Source organism: Anaeromicrobium sp. (genome assembly GCF_025210435.1).
GTDB lineage: Bacteria > Bacillota > Clostridia > Peptostreptococcales > Thermotaleaceae > Anaeromicrobium.
Map to the genome: position 1 here is coordinate 23,634 of NZ_JAOART010000074.1, position 17,397 is coordinate 41,030.

A 17,397-nucleotide genomic window follows, 5' to 3' on the forward strand; every position below is an offset into this window, starting at 1 on the left:
AGACTATAGGTGATTTACCCGTAGTCTCCTAATATTAAATTTGTATAGGAGGCAATTATGAAGAATAATAAAGTATATATATGGTCTCTAGTTATAGTTATTGGAATAACCCTTTGGGGATTACTATCTCCAGGAACCTTTGAAATTGCAGCCACAGGAGCTTTCAATGTATTAGTTGGAAAGTTTGGTTGGTTATATTTAATATCAATGTTTTCATTTGTTTTATTTTGTATATGGATTGGATTTAGTAAATATGGAAATATAAAGCTTGGAAAAGATGATGATGAGCCAGAGTTTGCATATGCCACTTGGTTTGCCATGCTGTTTAGTGCAGGTATGGGAATTGGATTAGTATTCTGGGGAGTGGCAGAGCCTCTTAATCATTATGTAAATCCCTTGAACTTAACGGGAGGAACTCAAGCAGCAGCAGATTTTGCCATAAAAAAATCATTCTTTCATTGGGGCCTTCATCCATGGGCTAACTATTCAGTATTAGCAATGGCCCTTGCATATATGCAATTTAGAAAAGATAAACCAGGTCTTATTAGTTCCGTATTTATTCCATTAATAGGAGAAAAGGGTGCAAAGGGTCCTATAGGTCAAGCAGTTGATGTAATGGCAGTATTTGCAACAGCAGCAGGAATAGCCACATCATTAGGACTTGGAACACTACAAATAAACAGTGGACTTAACTATGTATTTGGATTAGCTGAAAACCAAACTGTTCAAACTGCCATAATAGGTATAATAACTGTTATAGTAGTTTATACAGCAGTTTCAGGTGTTGAAAAGGGTATAAAATGGATTTGTAATGCAAACCTTGTTATTGCAGCAGGTCTAGTAGTAGTAGCCCTATTCATAGGACCTACAATAGAGATTATAAATACATTTGTTAATGGACTAGGTCTATATCTTGGAGATTTCCTAAGAGATAGTTTATATGTTAGTAGTGATAGTTGGTTTGGTTCTTGGACCATATTCTACTGGGCTTGGTGGATTGCTTGGGCACCATTTGTAGGAACATTTATTGCAAGAATATCTAAGGGTAGAACCATTAAGGAATTTGTCCTTGGAGTTATGTTAGTACCTGCATTAGGATCTTTCTTATGGTTCTCAATATTTGGAACTATGGGAATGCACTTAGGATTAGACGTGGCTACAGAAGCTATAAAATCCACTTCTACAGCATTTTTCGTAGTTATAGGTCATTATCCATTAGGAAGAATAATATCTGTAATAGCAGTTACTTTATTATGTACATTCTTTATAACATCTGCAAACTCAGCAACTTTCGTATTGGGAATGTTCTCATCTGATGGAGATTTAGACCCATCTAATGGAAAGAAAATTGTTTGGGGTATATTACAATCTGTAATGGCATTAGCACTATTATTAGCAGGTGGACTTGGAATGTTACAAACTGCATCTATAGCAGCAGCATTTCCGTTCATATTCATAATGATATTTGCCATGGTGAGTTTAGTAAAGGCATTAAAGGAAGAAACTGTTATAATAAAGGAAGATAAATAAAATTATAGGTTTTACTAAATAAATATAGAGTTAAAAAAATGTGGGGAATCTTTTATAAGATTCCCCTAGCCCGTTTTTATATATTAATAAAGAGTGGTATATAGCAATATTAGTTTAGCCCCAAGAACTATACTTTTATTTTATCATAGAATAGGATTATTTCAAATACAGGTTTCTATATAGATTTTTTGATTTTAAATTTGTTTTATACAGTAACTTGCCTACGAAGGTAAATATATTGAAAATTTTTGGAATTGAGGAACGTCACAACAGCATATGCTACTTCAACATGACTCATGAACCTATCTACGAAGATTCACACTTTCGCTTGTGACAAGGACTTCAATAGAAAAAATTTTCAATATATTTCCCTAAAGTAGGCCCATATAAAGCAAGTTTATAAATACGAAATCTATAGATAATTATCATTGAATATTACTACATGTATTACTATGTACCTCTTTGGTCCAATAGCTATAACTATATCTCTACTATTTCATACTATGTTGAAGGTTTTTGACTTTATAAATAAATACCTAATAGGGTCTACCTTTAGGCATTTATTCTAAATATATATCATTTTTTAATTAGTTTTACAGCTTAACTTTTTCCACCATGTTTTATTATCTAAATACCAATCAATAGTCTCTTCTATGCCTCTTTCAAAATCATACTTTGGCTTCCACCCTAGTTTATTTCGTATCTTAGACGAATCTACAGCATATCTTCTATCGTGTCCTAATCTATCTTTTACATATCTTATTAATGTTTCTGACTTATTTAGTTTATTAAGTATAAGTTTTACTATATGAATATTTGCTTTTTCATTATTTCCTCCAATATTATATACTTCACCTATTCTTCCTTTGTGAATTACTAAATCTATGGCCCTGCAATGATCCTTAACATGAATCCAATCTCTAATCTGAAGTCCATCTCCATATATAGGTAAATCCTTATTATCATAGGCATTAGCTATCATTAAAGGAATTAATTTTTCAGGGAATTGATAAGGACCATAATTATTTGAACATCTAGTAATATTTACTGGTAATTCATATGTTTTATAATATGCTCTAACCAATAAATCTGCTGACGCCTTGCTAGCTGCATATGGGCTATTTGGAGCAATTGGCGTTTCTTCTGTGAATAATCCTTCTTTTTCTAATGAACCATATACTTCATCTGAAGAGATTTGAACATACTTTTCTATATTGTATTTTTTAGCAGCTTCTAACAAAACTTGTGTTCCCATTATATTTGTTCTTATAAAAACTTCAGGATCTTCTATGCTTCTATCCACATGGGATTCTGCTGCGAAATTTATTATATAATCTACTTTCTTAAATACTATTTTATCTACTAGTTTTTTATCTGATATATTTCCTTTTATAAACTCATAATTAGGATTATGTTCTATATCCTTTAAATTTTCTAAATTTCCTGCATAAGTTAATAAGTCTAGATTAATTATTTTATAATTTTTATATTTATTAATCATATACCTTATAAAATTACTACCGATAAAGCCTGCTCCACCTGTTACTAATAGGGTTTTCATTTTTTCACCTCAGGTTCTTATATCTAAAAATATAATTTCGTTGTCTTTAATGTTTTCCAATTTTTATCCTTTTCTGAAAGTATAATTTCATCTACTTCATTTAAGGGCCAATGAATACCTATATCTAAATCATTCCAAAGTATTCCACCTTCATCTTCTGGATAATAAAAATCTGTACATTTATAAACAAATTCTGCTTCACCTGATAGAACTAAAAATCCATGGGCAAAACCTTCCGGAACGTAAAATTGCCTTTTATTCTCTTCAGATAAAATTACTCCATACCATTCGCCAAAATTCTTAGAATTTTTCCTAAGGTCAACTGCCACATCAAATACTTCTCCCTTTGTAACTCTTACTAATTTCCCTTGAGGATACTTACATTGAAAATGCAATCCCCTAAGTACTCCTTTTTTTGATTTTGACTGGTTATCCTGAACAAATGGAACATTTAGTCCTGCTTTTTTAAAATCTTTTTCGTTGTATGTTTCCATAAAATAGCCCCTATTATCTCCAAAAATTTTTGTTTCAATCACATATAAATCTTCTATTTCTGTCTCTATAAACATAAACTTCTCCATAACTACACCTCTATTCATATGCCCTTTCCTATATGGAGTAAATACCTACCGTAATCAGTTTTCAAAAGTGATTGAGCTAATTTTATAAGCTGCTTTTTATCAATATATCCCATTTTATAAGCAATTTCTTCTAAACAAGCTATATATAGCCCTTGCCTTTTTTGAACTGCTTCTACAAAGTTGGTAGCTTGCAGTAGACCTTCATTTGTTCCCGTATCAAGCCACGCCAGACCTCTGCCAAATAATTCTACTCTTAGCTTTTCTCTCTTTAAATATTCTTCATTTATAGAAGTAATTTCTAATTCTCCCCTTGCTGATGGTTTTATATTCTTTGCAATTTCTACTACGTTATTATCATAAAAATACAATCCAGGTACGGCATAATTAGATTTAGGTTCTTCTGGTTTTTCTTCAATAGAAATAACATTTCCTTCTTTATCAAATTCCACTACGCCAAGGGCTTTAGGATTTACTACATAGTATCCGAATATGACTGCTCCATCTTTCAATGAAGCTGCCCTCTTAAGTATGTTTGTAAATCTATGTCCATAAAAAATATTGTCTCCTAAGACCAATGCTACCTTATCATCTTTTATAAACTTTTCCCCAATTATAAATGCTTCTGCAAGGCCCCTTGGTTTTTCTTGAACTTCATATGAAAAAGAAATTCCCAATTGACTTCCATCTCCTAATAATTCTTTATACATGGGTAAATCTCTAGGTGTTGAAATAATTAGTATATCTTTTATTCCTGAAAGCATCAAAACAGATAAAGAATAATATATCATTGGCTTATCATATATAGGTAATAATTGCTTAGATACTACTTTTGTAATCGGATATAGCCTTGTTCCTGCCCCACCTGCTAATACTATTCCTTTCATCATTTATACCTCATTTCTCAAATATTCTTTTAGTGAATCTTCCCAATGTCTAAAAGTATTTAGCCCTAATAATTTAAGCATAAAATTATCTAGTATTGAATACTTAGGTCTTGAAGCTAATCTATTTAATTCTTTTGTGGTTATTTTATTTAATTTAATGTCTATCCCTTTTAGTTCAAATATTCTTTTAGCAAAATCATACCAACTACAACTACCTTCACAGGTTCCATGGAATATTCCATAATGGTCAGTTTCCATAAGATCGATTATTGATCTAGTTAAATCAACTGTACTTGTGGGACTTCCTAATTGATCATCAACTACACCTAATTCATCCTTATATGATGCCAAGTTTAACATGGTCTTTACAAAATTATTTCCTTCTCCATACAACCATGAAGTCCTAATTATAAAATGTTTTGGATTAAACTTTTCTACTAATTTTTCACCTAGTAATTTACTCTCTCCATAAATACTTTGAGGATTTACTCTATTATATTCTCTGTATGGTATATTGCCTTCACCATCAAAAACATAGTCAGTAGAAATATGAACAATTTTACATTTCATCTTATTAGTTGCAATTGCCAGATTCTGAGCCCCAATTCCATTTACCTTAAAAGCACTTATCTCATTTTTTTCACAACCATCCACATTCGTGTATGCAGCACAATTTATAACAACTTGCGGATTTTCTTTTAATATAATACTATTTACTCCACTAAAATTAGTAATGTCTAATTCAGATTTATTAAAAGCTACATAGGTAATGTTCCTATCATTTAGCTGATTTTGTAATTCTGTACCTAACTGACCATTAGATCCAGTTATTAATATTTTCATTGTGATCCCCCTTATCTACTATCCAATATATGTGAATAAATAAGTTAGTGTCACAACTTCTACTGTCACATCAAAGTAAAACTTACTTTTTGACACAGTAAATTTATAAAGAATTTAATATTGTAAAAAACTTCCTTATGTTTAAATTGATTTTGGCAAAAATCATAACACAAGGAAGTTTTTTATTTTGTCCTATAGTAATAATAAATTACTTTTTCATAAATCGATAGAATAATTTCTCTTAATAATCCTTTTCTAAAAGTATTCATAAAAAAATCTCCTTCCTGGTTTAAATTATATTCTTAATTCTTACCAGAAAGAAGTATTGATTTCCATTTAAGCACAGATTTATTTGCAAACCCCTTGATAAATAATTTTCCCATAATATTAACCTGTTTTATATTTCATTTAAATAGATTATTATCTATTTATCTTTTACTACAACATTTATTTCTATATATTTTTATATCCGTACATTTCAATGTCCTTTTTAAATATTTCCTTGACTAAATCTATTGCCTCTTTGTCATAAAAACTTTCATAAGTTGGAAGAGATTTTTTAAAAAAATATTCCTTTGTAATTATAGTTTCTGAATAATCTCCTGTAATATTCATTAATGGTGCTTTGTGATGTTTCGATTTAGTAATTTCTAAAAGAGGCGACTTTTTTAATCTATACTTTTCTTCAATTTCTGAAATACAATCATTAAAATTTTCCAAGTGTATATAATTTTTTATAAACAGTTCCTCACCTTCTATATATTGTTGAGCGATATGAGTATTTATTCTCTCTATATCTGAACCTACATGTTTAATATAGTATAAAAATTGTTTGAAATGTATACCTTTATTACTATTTTTATTGTTATGAAATAATTCATTTATTTTTTCCCATTCTCTATATAAACCTTCATTATAATTACCTTTTAATACAACGTTTGAAAGATGCAAAAATGAACTAACTGTCCTTTTATATGGATTGCGTACAAGTTTAAAAACATCTTTCTTTGACTGTAATATTTGCTCTTTTACCTCTTCCTTGTAACCATTTTGCTTTTTATATACTTTAAATTCATATTTATGGACATTTCGAGCATACTTCCGTGCTTCTTCAAGAATTCCAATTTGGAAAAAAAACCATTTGACAAGTGTACTGCACCCAGATTTATTCCTCCAAAAAAGAATTAGAGGAAATTCTTTATTATAATGCGGTGGCCTATAATTTATTATATAATCTAGTGTTTCTATATTTTTACTCATTATATATTTTCTCCTTTCTATTTTTTAATTCATTAAATGTTTAAATAAAAAGTCTTTCTTTTTACCTATATTTTCTGACCTTTACACTTTTCTAATCCAACTCTTTCCCCTTTATCATCTCTAATAAATACATTTTCTTGTATCCTGCTTTGTTTATCTTCTAAACATTCCTGAATAATCCCTCCACTTGCAATTTAATAATTATCTACTACCACCAGTCTGCTTGTCCAGTAATTCCCATGGCTTTCGTGTTAAATTAGTTTCAAAATTTGGGAGGCTTGTCTCCTAAATCCCAGTGGACTGTTTATTTTTTTTAAAATCACCCTTATTATCTCCATAGGCCATATCTAATTTCAATTCTACTAACAATTTATCTGTATATTCTATCATTTCTGGTATTTTATAATGGGTATCTATAAAAATTAGAGGAAAGAGTACATGACCAAAACACCTTTCAAACAAGACATAATAGTTTTAGATTCTAATCTGTCCAATTGGTCTTTATTCAGTTCTTTCCTTTCTTCTACATTATTATATTCAGTTCTATAAGATATGTTATACTTTAAGGCTTCTTTTATTCTATTCAAACCTTTATAGTCAACTATCAAGGATTATTACTACATCTATCACTAAACATCACTTCACTTCTTTGCTATAGATACCATCCTTGGATGATGACAAGCTTTTTATGGCCTTTACAAAGTTATTCCCTTCCTCATACAACTATGAAGTTCTAATTGTAAAATGTTAGTATCACAACCCTATTTTAAAATGGAATATATTATTAACTATAAACTTTAATGATAAATAGAATTTATTAAAGCTCAATTGGAAAAAATTAATTTTTATTTTCCTATTGAATTTTGTCTGAAAATTCATTATAATTTAATTAAGAATACATGTATGCAATTATGGAGGTGTGCAGAATGAAAAAAAAGGGAAATGAACCTAGAAGTTATAGAAAGACTTGTAGAGTTGTAACTTGTTTACATTGCATAAACGGAAAATGTTCTTTTTCTGCTAAAGCAGAAGATTGTGATTTATATGAAGTTCGTTTAATCCAAGAAGGTTAATTATATAATTTCTTCATAATTAAAAAGCTTAGGCACATTAAAAAATAAAGTAGTCAGATTGTATCGTAATTTTCTTCAGTTTATTGATTACACAAGCCAGTGCATATACATATATGTACAGGTTTACGTAATTAATAAAATGGATAAAAGGACACGTGACCTGGCTGATTTATTTTTTTCATGTCCATTACTCTTATTCCCTGGATATAAATTCAAAAGGGTCACTTAGGAAATTTCCTAAGTGACCCTTTTATTAAGGCATATTCAAAAAATAAATTAGTTATCTCACTGGTTATTTGAATTATTTTCTTCGTTATGGAGTCGTTTACATATGTTTAATCTGCTCCCTCACCATGCCTTAAATTAATTTGTCTAATCCATTTTTCAAATCATCTATTATATCCTTTGAATCTTCAAGGCCTACAGATAATCTAACTAATCCGTCTGTAATTCCTGCCTCTAGTCTCTTTTCTGGTTCATATGGAGAATGGGTCATGGAAGCTGGATGTTGAATTAAAGTTTCTGCATCTCCTAAACTTACGGCTAATTTGCACATTTCCATAGAATTCATTAATTTCTTACCTTCCTCTACACCACCCTTTAATTCAAAGGCAATAATAGCTCCTGGTAACTTCATTTGCTTCTTGGCAAGGTCATATTGTTCAAAGCTATCAAGTCCTGGATAATATACCTTTTGAACTATAGGATGGTCTTCTAAAAACTTAGCCACTTCCATGGCATTAGCACAATGTTTTTCCATCCTAATTTCTAAAGTTTTCATACCTCTCATTATTAAATAGGCATCAAAGGGACTTAAATTTGCACCAGTCATATCTTTAATTCCAAATAATCTAACTTGGTCTATATATTCCTTAGTTCCAACTACAAAACCAGCTATAACATCTCCATGTCCATTTAAGTATTTAGTAGCAGAATGGATTATTATATCTGCTCCTAGCTCAAGTGGTCTTTGTAAATATGGTGTAGAAAAAGTATTGTCCACCATAACTACACAATCTTCCTTTTCATGGGCTATTTCTGATATTTTCTTAATATCTGTGATTTTTAAAGTTGGATTTGCTGGGGTCTCTAAATAAATAAGCTTAGTATTTTCTTTCATTGCTTTTTTCACATTTTCAGGATCAGATGCATCTACAAATGTGACTTCTACCCCATATCTTGTAATACCATGACTTAAATAAGCATGGGTACATCCATAAATAGTATCCGCTGATATTATATGATCTCCTGCCTTTAGTAGGGTCCACATGGCAGAAGTTATAGCCCCCATTCCAGAACTGGTTGATACGCCAGCTTCTCCACCTTCTAATATGGCTATTTTTTCTTCTAGCTGAGTATTAGTTGGATTTCCTAATCTTGTGTAAATATATCCCTCTTCTTCTCCTGCAAAACGTCTTCCACCCTGCTCAGCAGATTGGAATACAAATGTAGACGTTTGATATATTGGGGTAGCTAAAGATCCTGTAGTAGGGTCTAACTTATTCCCTCCATGTACGGCCTTCGTTGCAAATCCTTTATTCTCCAAATCTTTTCTCTTCATGATAAACACCCCTTTTGTATAGTTTTAATATTATGAAATTTTTTATTCAAATTATAAATCTACCTTATTAATATATATTTCCCTTAAATTAAAAAACTCCTCTCACAATTTGAAATTTTCAGAAAAGAGTTTGAATTTATTTAAAATAAAAAAAAATGTCCTAGCAGGACAAATTTTCTTTTATACACTATACACTAAATCTATTTTATATATTAGGAGAAGGACCTAATATAAAGTACACCCACTAGAACCTTATTTATTTTATTTTTTTACTTCCATACACAGGTTAACACTTTTCACCTTTTGATAATATGACATTTGTCATGTTTTTTAACATATTATAGATATATGTTTTCTTAATTCTTCCTTTATTTTTTCTGATGCAAAGGATCCATCAACTCCATGTAGATACATTTTCTTATAATCTTGTATGTTTATGTTCTGTGCCTTCTTCATTAACTCATGTTCATTAGTTAAAGTAGTATTTGACACGGTCATATTATCCGTATTTAATGTTACCTTTATTCCATCTTGGAAAAACTCCTTAAGGGGATGACTTTCATAGCTAGCTACCCCCTTTGTCTGTACGTTACTTGTTGGACACATTTCTATGATCACATGGGAATTTTTTAATATTTCATATGCCTCTTTTGAATCTTTAGCATATATGCCATGTCCAATTCTCTCCGCTTTAAGTATTTTTATAGCATCTAATACATTCTTTCCTATTCCCGTTTCTCCTGCATGTATGGTAACTCTATATCCATATTCCCTTGCCCTTTTTATTGGTTCCTTATATTTTTGTGCAAAATTTTCATATTCACTGGCAGCTAGATCTATAGCCACTACTCCTTTATTTAAATATTTTTTTCCCGCTTCCACAACTTTAAAGGCTTCTTTTACAGACATGGTTCTCATACAAGAAAGTATTAAGTTGCTTTTAATAGGATATGTCTCTTCCCCTTCTTTCATTCCCTCTAATACACTCTCTATAACCTCTTCAAATGATAATCCCTTAGCCCTATGGAGAGAAGGGGCAAACCTTATTTCTATATATTTCACATTATCCTTAGATGCATCTTCTAATAATTCATATGCTACCCTTTTTAAATTTTCTTTTGTCTGCATTACTTTATTAGGTAAAGTAAATCTATCAAGATATTCATCTAGAGATTTACAGTCTACAGGTGCCATAACATATTCTCTTATTCCATCTATGTTTTCAGTTGGTATTTCTATGCCATCTTTCTTTGCAATGCTAATTATAGTCTCTGGTCTAATACTTCCGTCTAGATGACAATGCAATTCTATTTTAGGTAAATCTTTCAAATTCATATATTTCACTCCTTATAAAAATTGTTTCTATTAATATAAATAATTTCTATTTTCAATGTACGTGTCTAAGGCATATTCCTATCCATAGTTTTTTATAATATGTGATAAAAAATCATCTTTTAGCCAAAATAACTTTATTCTATTATATTCTTTAATACATGTCAAATCTGGCATACAATATACTTTCTATTCCTTTTTTCGTACGTATATCCTTAATAATAAATAAAAATAGAGCCAAAACACTTTATTCTTATTTGTCCCTATCTCTAAACCCATTTTTTATATTTTTTCATTCCTTTTTCCTAATAAATAATTAAAAACTAGGCATACTATTACTGGGTGATTATTTATGAAAAACTATCATGATCCCTATGGAATAGGACAAATGAAAGAAAGAGAACATGAAGAGAAGATAGGCTCTAATGAAATTCTTTCAAAACTCAATAATGAATTAGAATCCATAGGAAAACAGCTAGGGAAAATTATCCTTGAAACAAAGAATAAAAATAACTGGTCATAATCTTGACCAGTTATTTTTATTTTACATGCCTAACATGGATTTTATTAGTTTCCTGAATTTGTCTTCAAACCTTTTATTATCTTCCTTAGTTCTCTTAGGAACTTTAGTATATTTTTTATGTTTTCTCCTATTTTGCTGATTTGTATGTCTTCTCATTAATAATTCATCAATATTTTCATTGGTGTAAACTAAGCCATTTTGATTGATGGCTACTGCTCTCTTAGAAAGGGCTAAAGCTGCCACCCCATAATCCTGAGTTATAACCACATCTCCATCCTTCGTGTTATTTATTAATACTATATCAGCCATATCCCGTCCCTGATCTACTGTTATGATCTGTGCATAATCATCATAGAGTTCATGACAAATATTTTTAATCATTATTATTGGTATATTATATTCCTTGGCCACCTTTAAGACTATATCCTTTACTGGACAAGCATCTGCATCTACTAATATTTTCATGATCCTCTCCTTTTATTATTCTAAAATCTATTTGAGTTACCTCTAATTCTAATTTTTTTAACACTTATGTTTTTCCCTTTTATCTTATTGTCTTGAAGTGCCTTCCAAATCATATGACCTTTTTTGTTGAATATTTCTATGTAGGAACAGGTGTCTTGAATATCAATTATACCAATGTCCTCTCCATTCACCCCTTTTATATTAGTAAGGGCTCCTAATATATCCCCTGTTCTGATTTTTTTCTTACTTCCTGCATTTATACGTATTCTAGTAATATCCTTATTAAAGTTTTCTGCCACGTCCCTTTGAATTTTAGGCTTTTTCTTTAATTTTCTATTTACTGCATTATCCTTTTTGTTAATTATCTTTCCCTTTGGTATTTCATAATTTAAATACTCTTTAAGTTCATTAAATCGCTCTTCCTCATTAGATGATACTAATGATATGGCCATACCCTTTTCCTCCACTCGGCCAGTTCTTCCTATTCTATGTACATAGGCTTCATTTTCAAAGGGTACATTATAATTAATAACTAGGGATAGATTATTCACGTGAATTCCTCTACCTGCTAAATCTGTAGCTATTAAGAAGTTAAATTCTCCCCTCTTAAATTTAGATATGGTCCTAAGTCTAATATTCTGATGCATGCCTCCATGGAGTCCTTCACAATGATATGCCTGTCTTTTCAATTTGTTAGTTAACCTTTCAACACCTTCTCTAGTATTACAAAATACAATGGAACTCTCAGGTTCCTCTTCATTTATAATATTTTTAAGCAGTGAAACCTTATCCATTTCTTCTACTTCATAAAAAAACTGTTTAATCTTTTTAGTAGTGGGATTTCTTGATTCTATTTGAACTTCTTTTGGATCTATCATGTATTTTGAGCATATGTCCTTAATTTTCTCAGGCATAGTTGCAGAAAAAAGTAGTGTTTTCCTATCATGGGGAAGCTTTTTTATAATATCTTCCACTTGATCTATGAAACCTCTATTTAAAAGTTCATCAGCTTCATCTATAACTAGATATTTTAAATCTTCTAGCTTAATAGTTTTTCTCTTTATATGATCACTAACTCTTCCAGGAGTTCCCACTACCACATGAACTCTTTGTTTCAATTGTCTTATCTGCATTTGTATAGGTTGTTTTCCATATACTTTCACACTTCTTATTTTTTTAAACTTTCCTATATTAGTAATTTCATCACTAACCTGTACTGCGAGCTCCCTAGTGGGTGTTAATACTAGTATTTGGGGACTATTAGTATCAAGTTTAATTTTCTCACAAAGGGGAATGGCAAAGGCCCCTGTTTTTCCACTACCCGTTTGAGCTTTTACTATTAAGTCTTTTCCTTCAAGTACTAGGGGGATTACTTTAGATTGAACTTCCATAGGTTTTTCATATCCTAGTACATTTAATGCTTTTATTATTTCTTTATTAATTCCATATTTATTAAATCCTGTATTATTCATAATTTTCTACCTTTCACCTTAATTACAACTTATATATCTATAATTATAGTTCCCCAAACCATTTCTGACAATGAATTAATTATAATACTTATATAGAAATCTGTATTTCTTCTTCAACTCTCTTTTATATGCCCTTTAGGTGATATTCTTTTTAAATGATTTAATATTTTTTCTTTAATTTCACCTTGGGCTAAGTTAGGTTGACCATTTATTATCTTTATTGGCACTAACTCAATATTCACTATTCTTTTATTTTTAATTTTAAAATTAGCAATAATAGTCTCATCTGTTCCCCAATGTATTTGTCTATCAAATATAAAATTACCTAAACTATAGAAAATATATTTATCCCTATATTTTTCAATACTTTGAAGTACGTGGGGGTGATGGCCTAATATTAAGTCAGCACCACTATCTATAGTTTCATGGGCAAGTTTAATTTGATTTTCACTGGGATAGGATTCATATTCATTTCCCCAATGATAAGAAACTATTAAAAAATCACACTTCCTTTTAGCATCCTTTACTTCTATTTTTATTCTTTTAGGATCTACCTTAGCCACATGGGGTCTATCTGGAAAAAAAACATATCCTTCAGGGGGAAAGACACTATAGCCTAAAAATCCAATTCTAGTGTTATTTATTTTCACTATTTTTAATTTTTTAGCATCCTTACTATTTTTTCCTGCTCCAAAGTAATCTAAATGGTTTTTATTTAATGCTTCAATAGTACTAAGTAACCCCTCGCTTCTATGATCCATGGTGTGATTATTAGCTAAATTTAAAAGGTTAATTCCAGCACTTTTAATATAATTAACATTTTCAGTGCCTCCCTTAAAAATTATATCTGGCCTTTTATATACAGGATTATTCCCATCATAAATAGGACATTCTAAATTAGCAACTACTATGTCCCTATTATTTAGGCTATTTCTTACCTTTTCATAGGGGTATTCATATCCTTCTTCTTCAATAATTTTCCTAACACCACGATCTAATAATATGTCTCCTACTGCAGAAATGGTCACTTCATCAGAATTCCTTTGTGCAAATCCTATTATTCCTATTATTAGTACAATCCCTATTACTATCCTTTTCATATTAACATCCTGTGGAATAGGGTTCTGCTGGCATAGGTATTTGTATCTTATCCATATTTATGAAATTCTTCATCCATAAAGGTTGTGTAGGTTCCTTATTTTCTTTTATGATCTTTTGCCACTTTTCGTCTGTTAATCTTTCCTCTGATACGAATTCATAGTAGCTAAAAACAGCTCCCCTTGTTAAATATAATTTTCCATCTATAGGCACAACCACATACATTTCAGAGGCAGGTCCTACACCTACTTCAAAATATGCTCCTGACCCTATGTTATGTATATCTCCTATTAACGCCATATTTTTATCAGTTTCTGAAGTTATTTCAAACCATTTCATGCCATCACCTGCAAAGGAACTCATGAAATACTCAAGTAACCCACCATAGGTCAACAATTGATCATATTCTTCTTCACTTAGTTCTTCGTTTCTGAGTTCCTTAATAGAACAATTAATTAGAAATTTTAGTAAATCCTCAAATTGTTCTAGCTTACTCTCTAGCTCTCCCGTTAATAGATTCCTATCCCTTAAATTTTGTCTAGAATACTTAGTTAACCAAAGGAGTTTACTATAAACCTCCATATTAGGTTCCACATATCCCTTTATTTTTGGAGGCTCCATTCCTCCACCACATTCTGCTCCACTTTGTTTTCCATATAATACTGTATCGTGCTTTAACTCAGCCCAGCTCCCTAAAGCCGTCGATAGGGATTTGTCCTCCCAGGCCTTATTGGTCATAAAGGATGGATATCCTCCCTTAAATTCTTTAAGGAGGCCCTTTAGTGTCCATAACCAACCATAATACATATTAGATTTCCATTTATCTTCTTTTATCTGACCAAATTCTTCTTTAGTTCTATTAAGTACAGTTTCATACTCTTCCCATTTTTCCTGTTCCTTATTAATATTTAATTGTATTTCACAAGCCCTTTTAGAGCCCATAACTGCCATAACATCTAAACCAGATGGCACAGGTCTTTTTAAGGGTTCTACTAGTCTTTGTATAATATCTGCGTCTGCCACATATCTTTGACCCATAAATCTAAACTGTTTTCCTACAGGTATTTTTGTGCCCGTATATTTGCCCTGTATTTTAGGTTCAGGTAAATTTTTACCTTCTTCATAAACTATATTTAATTTGTCCTCATCTGAAAAATCATCTATACTTGGATTTTCTCCATAGGCCCTTATTAATATTTTCTTATAATCATATATACTCAAGTCATCTGCCGATCCCACATAAAAGTTTGTCACATCATAAATGTTTTCCCATAATTTAATATCTTCTTCATTATTCAGGAATATGGAATAGGTCATAAGTAAAGCTTCAAGGGTTTCATCTATACTTTTATTTTTATTTCCATCCTCATCCATTGAATATAGTGGAAAGGAAGCTTGACCATACCACATGATAGATTTAAAATATTTTTTCAATTGATCATTTCTAGTATAGTGTCCACGAACCTTGTATTGGCTATAGTCTAAATCATAGGGAAAAATAATTGATGGCTTAATCCCTTCTTCCTTTTTAATTAGCTCATATTCGCCACGGGCTAATTCCAGTGACTCCTTAGGTAAATTTTGTGGCATTTCCCTTTCAAGTAGCATTTGTGCCACTGCAAAATAGGAAATATTTTTAGTTAAAGCCCTTTTCACCTTTTCATCCTTGGCTTTTTCATATAAATAAATTGATTTATCTAACATATTCTTTGTCAAATTTTCTAATAAACCCAATAACTTTTCCTGTTCTAAAGTTCTTAAAGAGTAATCATAAAATACATGATATACATGGAGTACAGAATCGGTAGTAACAAAGGATGGTATCTTCATATACTCATTATTTTCGTAAATATAAAATAATTGTTCTTCACTAGTAGGATTTACTACAAATCCATTTTTTGATAGTAATCTTATCTGCTCTTCATTAAAGGTTCCAAATTGGCTTAAATTCTCTATATTAGATAAATCCCCATTTATAATATAGGGATCTACTTTTTTTTCATAGTCCCTTTCTTCATAAGGAATATGTATATTATTTCTTATACGTTCTTCATTAAGAGCTAATTTTTCCCCTTTACTTTCCTTTATAGTTTCTTTTATAATCTCTTCTTTTTTCTCTGTTATAGATTCCTTTCTTACTTCTTCTTTTTTGCTACATCCACTAATTAGTACCATAAATATTAAAACAATACATACTAGTAGACTTACTATCCTCTTTCCCTTCATAAATACCCCTCCCTATTTAAGCATATTTTCATAATTAATAACTAATTTATTATTATCATAAGATACAATCCCTTTTACTAAGGTCCCATGTTCTTTTAATAAAACTTTAAATTCATTTGGATTTTCATAACTTTTCTCAATAGATAAAATGTCTTGAAAATCTTTACTTTGTCCTATACTTTCAAATCCAAATCCCTTCCATTTGTAACATGAAAAGACCTTTTTCCCATTTTTAAGTAATTCTATAGCTGCAATTTCATGCCTATTATCCTTATTTACATCTACAAAAATATAATCTTCAAAGGGCTTAGATAATCTTGATCCCCTCCATTTAGGAAATAATTTTTTATTTTTGTACTCATATATGAAGGGTCTTTTAGCCATAACAGGGTGATATTTTGACTTTTTGTATACACCTATGGACACTTCTTTCACATTATCTCCATCCACATTACAGATTTGTACTTTCCAAGGATTTAAAATAGAAAAATCCTTAGTATATATTTTTTCAAAATTGTTATTATACTTAAATATAACTAAATTATTTCCATAAGAACTACTATTTTTTCTCCCTAATACTACTATCTCATCATGTCCATCATTGTTCAAATCTCCCGTGTCATAACTAAGTATTCTTTCATCATCAGTGAAAATTTTCTCCCTATCTATTAATTTATAATTCTTTGAGTAAACTAGTAACTCATTATTGTCTAGGCTCATATGATAATCCATATTGTTTGCGTGTAATATTTTATATGTCCTATTAGTTTCATTAAAAGTACTATAATTAATTATCACTAATGCTCCTACAATACATATAAGAATTCCTTTTATAATACTGTTCATATTTCCGTTACCAAAAATCTATAAAAATCTACAAATTAAAGATTTTGTTTCTTTCCTACTTCATAATGTCCCATTTTGCCGAAGCTACTTTGGTTTGCTATAACACTCCATAGGCTTTGCTACTTTTCAGTAGTGGGTTGTA

General features: G+C 30.3%; 16 protein-coding genes. 3 read left to right on the plus strand and 13 right to left on the minus strand.

All coding sequences use genetic code 11. From position 1 onward, the window contains the following. The first annotated feature begins 57 nt into the window (after window positions 1–57). Complete coding sequence (locus N4A57_RS09120) at window positions 58–1,530, plus strand: BCCT family transporter (protein ID WP_293657688.1); 1,473 nt, start codon at window positions 58–60, stop codon at window positions 1,528–1,530. 583 nt (window positions 1,531–2,113) lie between these two features. Here the strand turns inward: N4A57_RS09120 and rfbB are convergent. The 6 genes from rfbB to N4A57_RS18520 form a co-directional block, all read right to left on the minus strand. After that, window positions 2,114–3,091 (minus strand): dTDP-glucose 4,6-dehydratase, encoded by a 978-nt coding sequence (gene rfbB, locus N4A57_RS09125; RefSeq protein ID WP_293657689.1) that lies wholly within the window; start codon window positions 3,089–3,091, stop codon window positions 2,114–2,116. A 23-nt stretch (window positions 3,092–3,114) separates the two neighbouring features. Continuing rightward, a complete protein-coding gene (rfbC, locus tag N4A57_RS09130; RefSeq protein WP_293657690.1) occupies window positions 3,115–3,672 on the minus strand; it encodes a dTDP-4-dehydrorhamnose 3,5-epimerase in 558 nt (185 codons plus the stop codon). 14 nt (window positions 3,673–3,686) lie between these two features. Further along, entirely contained in the window at window positions 3,687–4,556 is an 870-nt protein-coding gene (rfbA, locus tag N4A57_RS09135; RefSeq protein WP_293657705.1) for a glucose-1-phosphate thymidylyltransferase RfbA, read from the minus strand. Window positions 4,557–4,559: 3 nt separating this feature from the next. Then, window positions 4,560–5,399, minus strand: coding sequence for a dTDP-4-dehydrorhamnose reductase (rfbD, locus tag N4A57_RS09140; RefSeq protein ID WP_293657691.1), 840 nt, complete (start codon window positions 5,397–5,399; stop codon window positions 4,560–4,562). Between the two features lie 453 nt (window positions 5,400–5,852). Beyond that, window positions 5,853–6,659 (minus strand): sulfotransferase family 2 domain-containing protein, encoded by an 807-nt coding sequence (locus tag N4A57_RS09145; RefSeq protein ID WP_293657692.1) that lies wholly within the window; start codon window positions 6,657–6,659, stop codon window positions 5,853–5,855. 285 nt (window positions 6,660–6,944) lie between these two features. Next, window positions 6,945–7,121 (minus strand): phosphoadenosine phosphosulfate reductase domain-containing protein, encoded by a 177-nt coding sequence (locus N4A57_RS18520; protein WP_330671493.1) that lies wholly within the window; start codon window positions 7,119–7,121, stop codon window positions 6,945–6,947. 464 nt (window positions 7,122–7,585) lie between these two features. Here N4A57_RS18520 and N4A57_RS09155 point away from each other — a divergent pair, with 464 nt between their 5' ends. After that, window positions 7,586–7,732 carry a hypothetical protein gene (locus tag N4A57_RS09155; protein WP_293657694.1) on the plus strand — a complete coding sequence of 49 codons (147 nt, stop codon included), beginning with the start codon at window positions 7,586–7,588 and terminating at the stop codon, window positions 7,730–7,732. Between the two features lie 358 nt (window positions 7,733–8,090). On the opposite strand, the gene megL is transcribed toward N4A57_RS09155, so the two are convergent. Together megL and add are read right to left on the minus strand one after the other, a co-directional pair. After that, entirely contained in the window at window positions 8,091–9,293 is a 1,203-nt protein-coding gene (megL, locus tag N4A57_RS09160) for a methionine gamma-lyase (protein WP_293657695.1), read from the minus strand. 330 nt (window positions 9,294–9,623) lie between these two features. Continuing rightward, window positions 9,624–10,628: an adenosine deaminase gene (gene add / locus N4A57_RS09165; RefSeq protein WP_293657696.1), complete on the minus strand. Its 1,005-nt coding sequence runs from the start codon at window positions 10,626–10,628 to the stop codon at window positions 9,624–9,626. A gap of 349 nt (window positions 10,629–10,977) precedes the next feature. Between add and N4A57_RS09170 the strand changes: the two genes are divergently transcribed. Then, a complete protein-coding gene (locus N4A57_RS09170) occupies window positions 10,978–11,148 on the plus strand; it encodes a hypothetical protein (RefSeq protein WP_293657697.1) in 171 nt (56 codons plus the stop codon). 21 nt (window positions 11,149–11,169) lie between these two features. Here N4A57_RS09170 and N4A57_RS09175 read toward each other — a convergent pair whose 3' ends face one another. The 5 genes from N4A57_RS09175 to N4A57_RS09195 form a co-directional block, all read right to left on the minus strand. Then, window positions 11,170–11,613, minus strand: a complete 444-nt coding sequence (locus N4A57_RS09175; protein ID WP_293657698.1) for a YaiI/YqxD family protein — start codon at window positions 11,611–11,613, stop codon at window positions 11,170–11,172. A 20-nt stretch (window positions 11,614–11,633) separates the two neighbouring features. Continuing rightward, window positions 11,634–13,085 carry a DEAD/DEAH box helicase gene (locus N4A57_RS09180; protein WP_293657699.1) on the minus strand — a complete coding sequence of 484 codons (1,452 nt, stop codon included), beginning with the start codon at window positions 13,083–13,085 and terminating at the stop codon, window positions 11,634–11,636. Window positions 13,086–13,198: 113 nt separating this feature from the next. Next, window positions 13,199–14,185, minus strand: coding sequence for a CapA family protein (locus tag N4A57_RS09185; protein ID WP_293657700.1), 987 nt, complete (start codon window positions 14,183–14,185; stop codon window positions 13,199–13,201). Between the two features lies 1 nt (window position 14,186). Beyond that, on the minus strand, window positions 14,187–16,409 hold the full coding sequence (locus tag N4A57_RS09190) for a DUF3160 domain-containing protein (RefSeq protein WP_293657701.1): 2,223 nt from the start codon (window positions 16,407–16,409) through the stop codon (window positions 14,187–14,189). 12 nt (window positions 16,410–16,421) lie between these two features. Further along, the gene (locus tag N4A57_RS09195; RefSeq protein ID WP_293657702.1) at window positions 16,422–17,255 is read right to left on the minus strand and encodes an FG-GAP repeat domain-containing protein; all 834 of its coding nucleotides are present in this window, start codon (window positions 17,253–17,255) and stop codon (window positions 16,422–16,424) included. Between the last annotated feature and the right edge of the window lie 142 nt (window positions 17,256–17,397).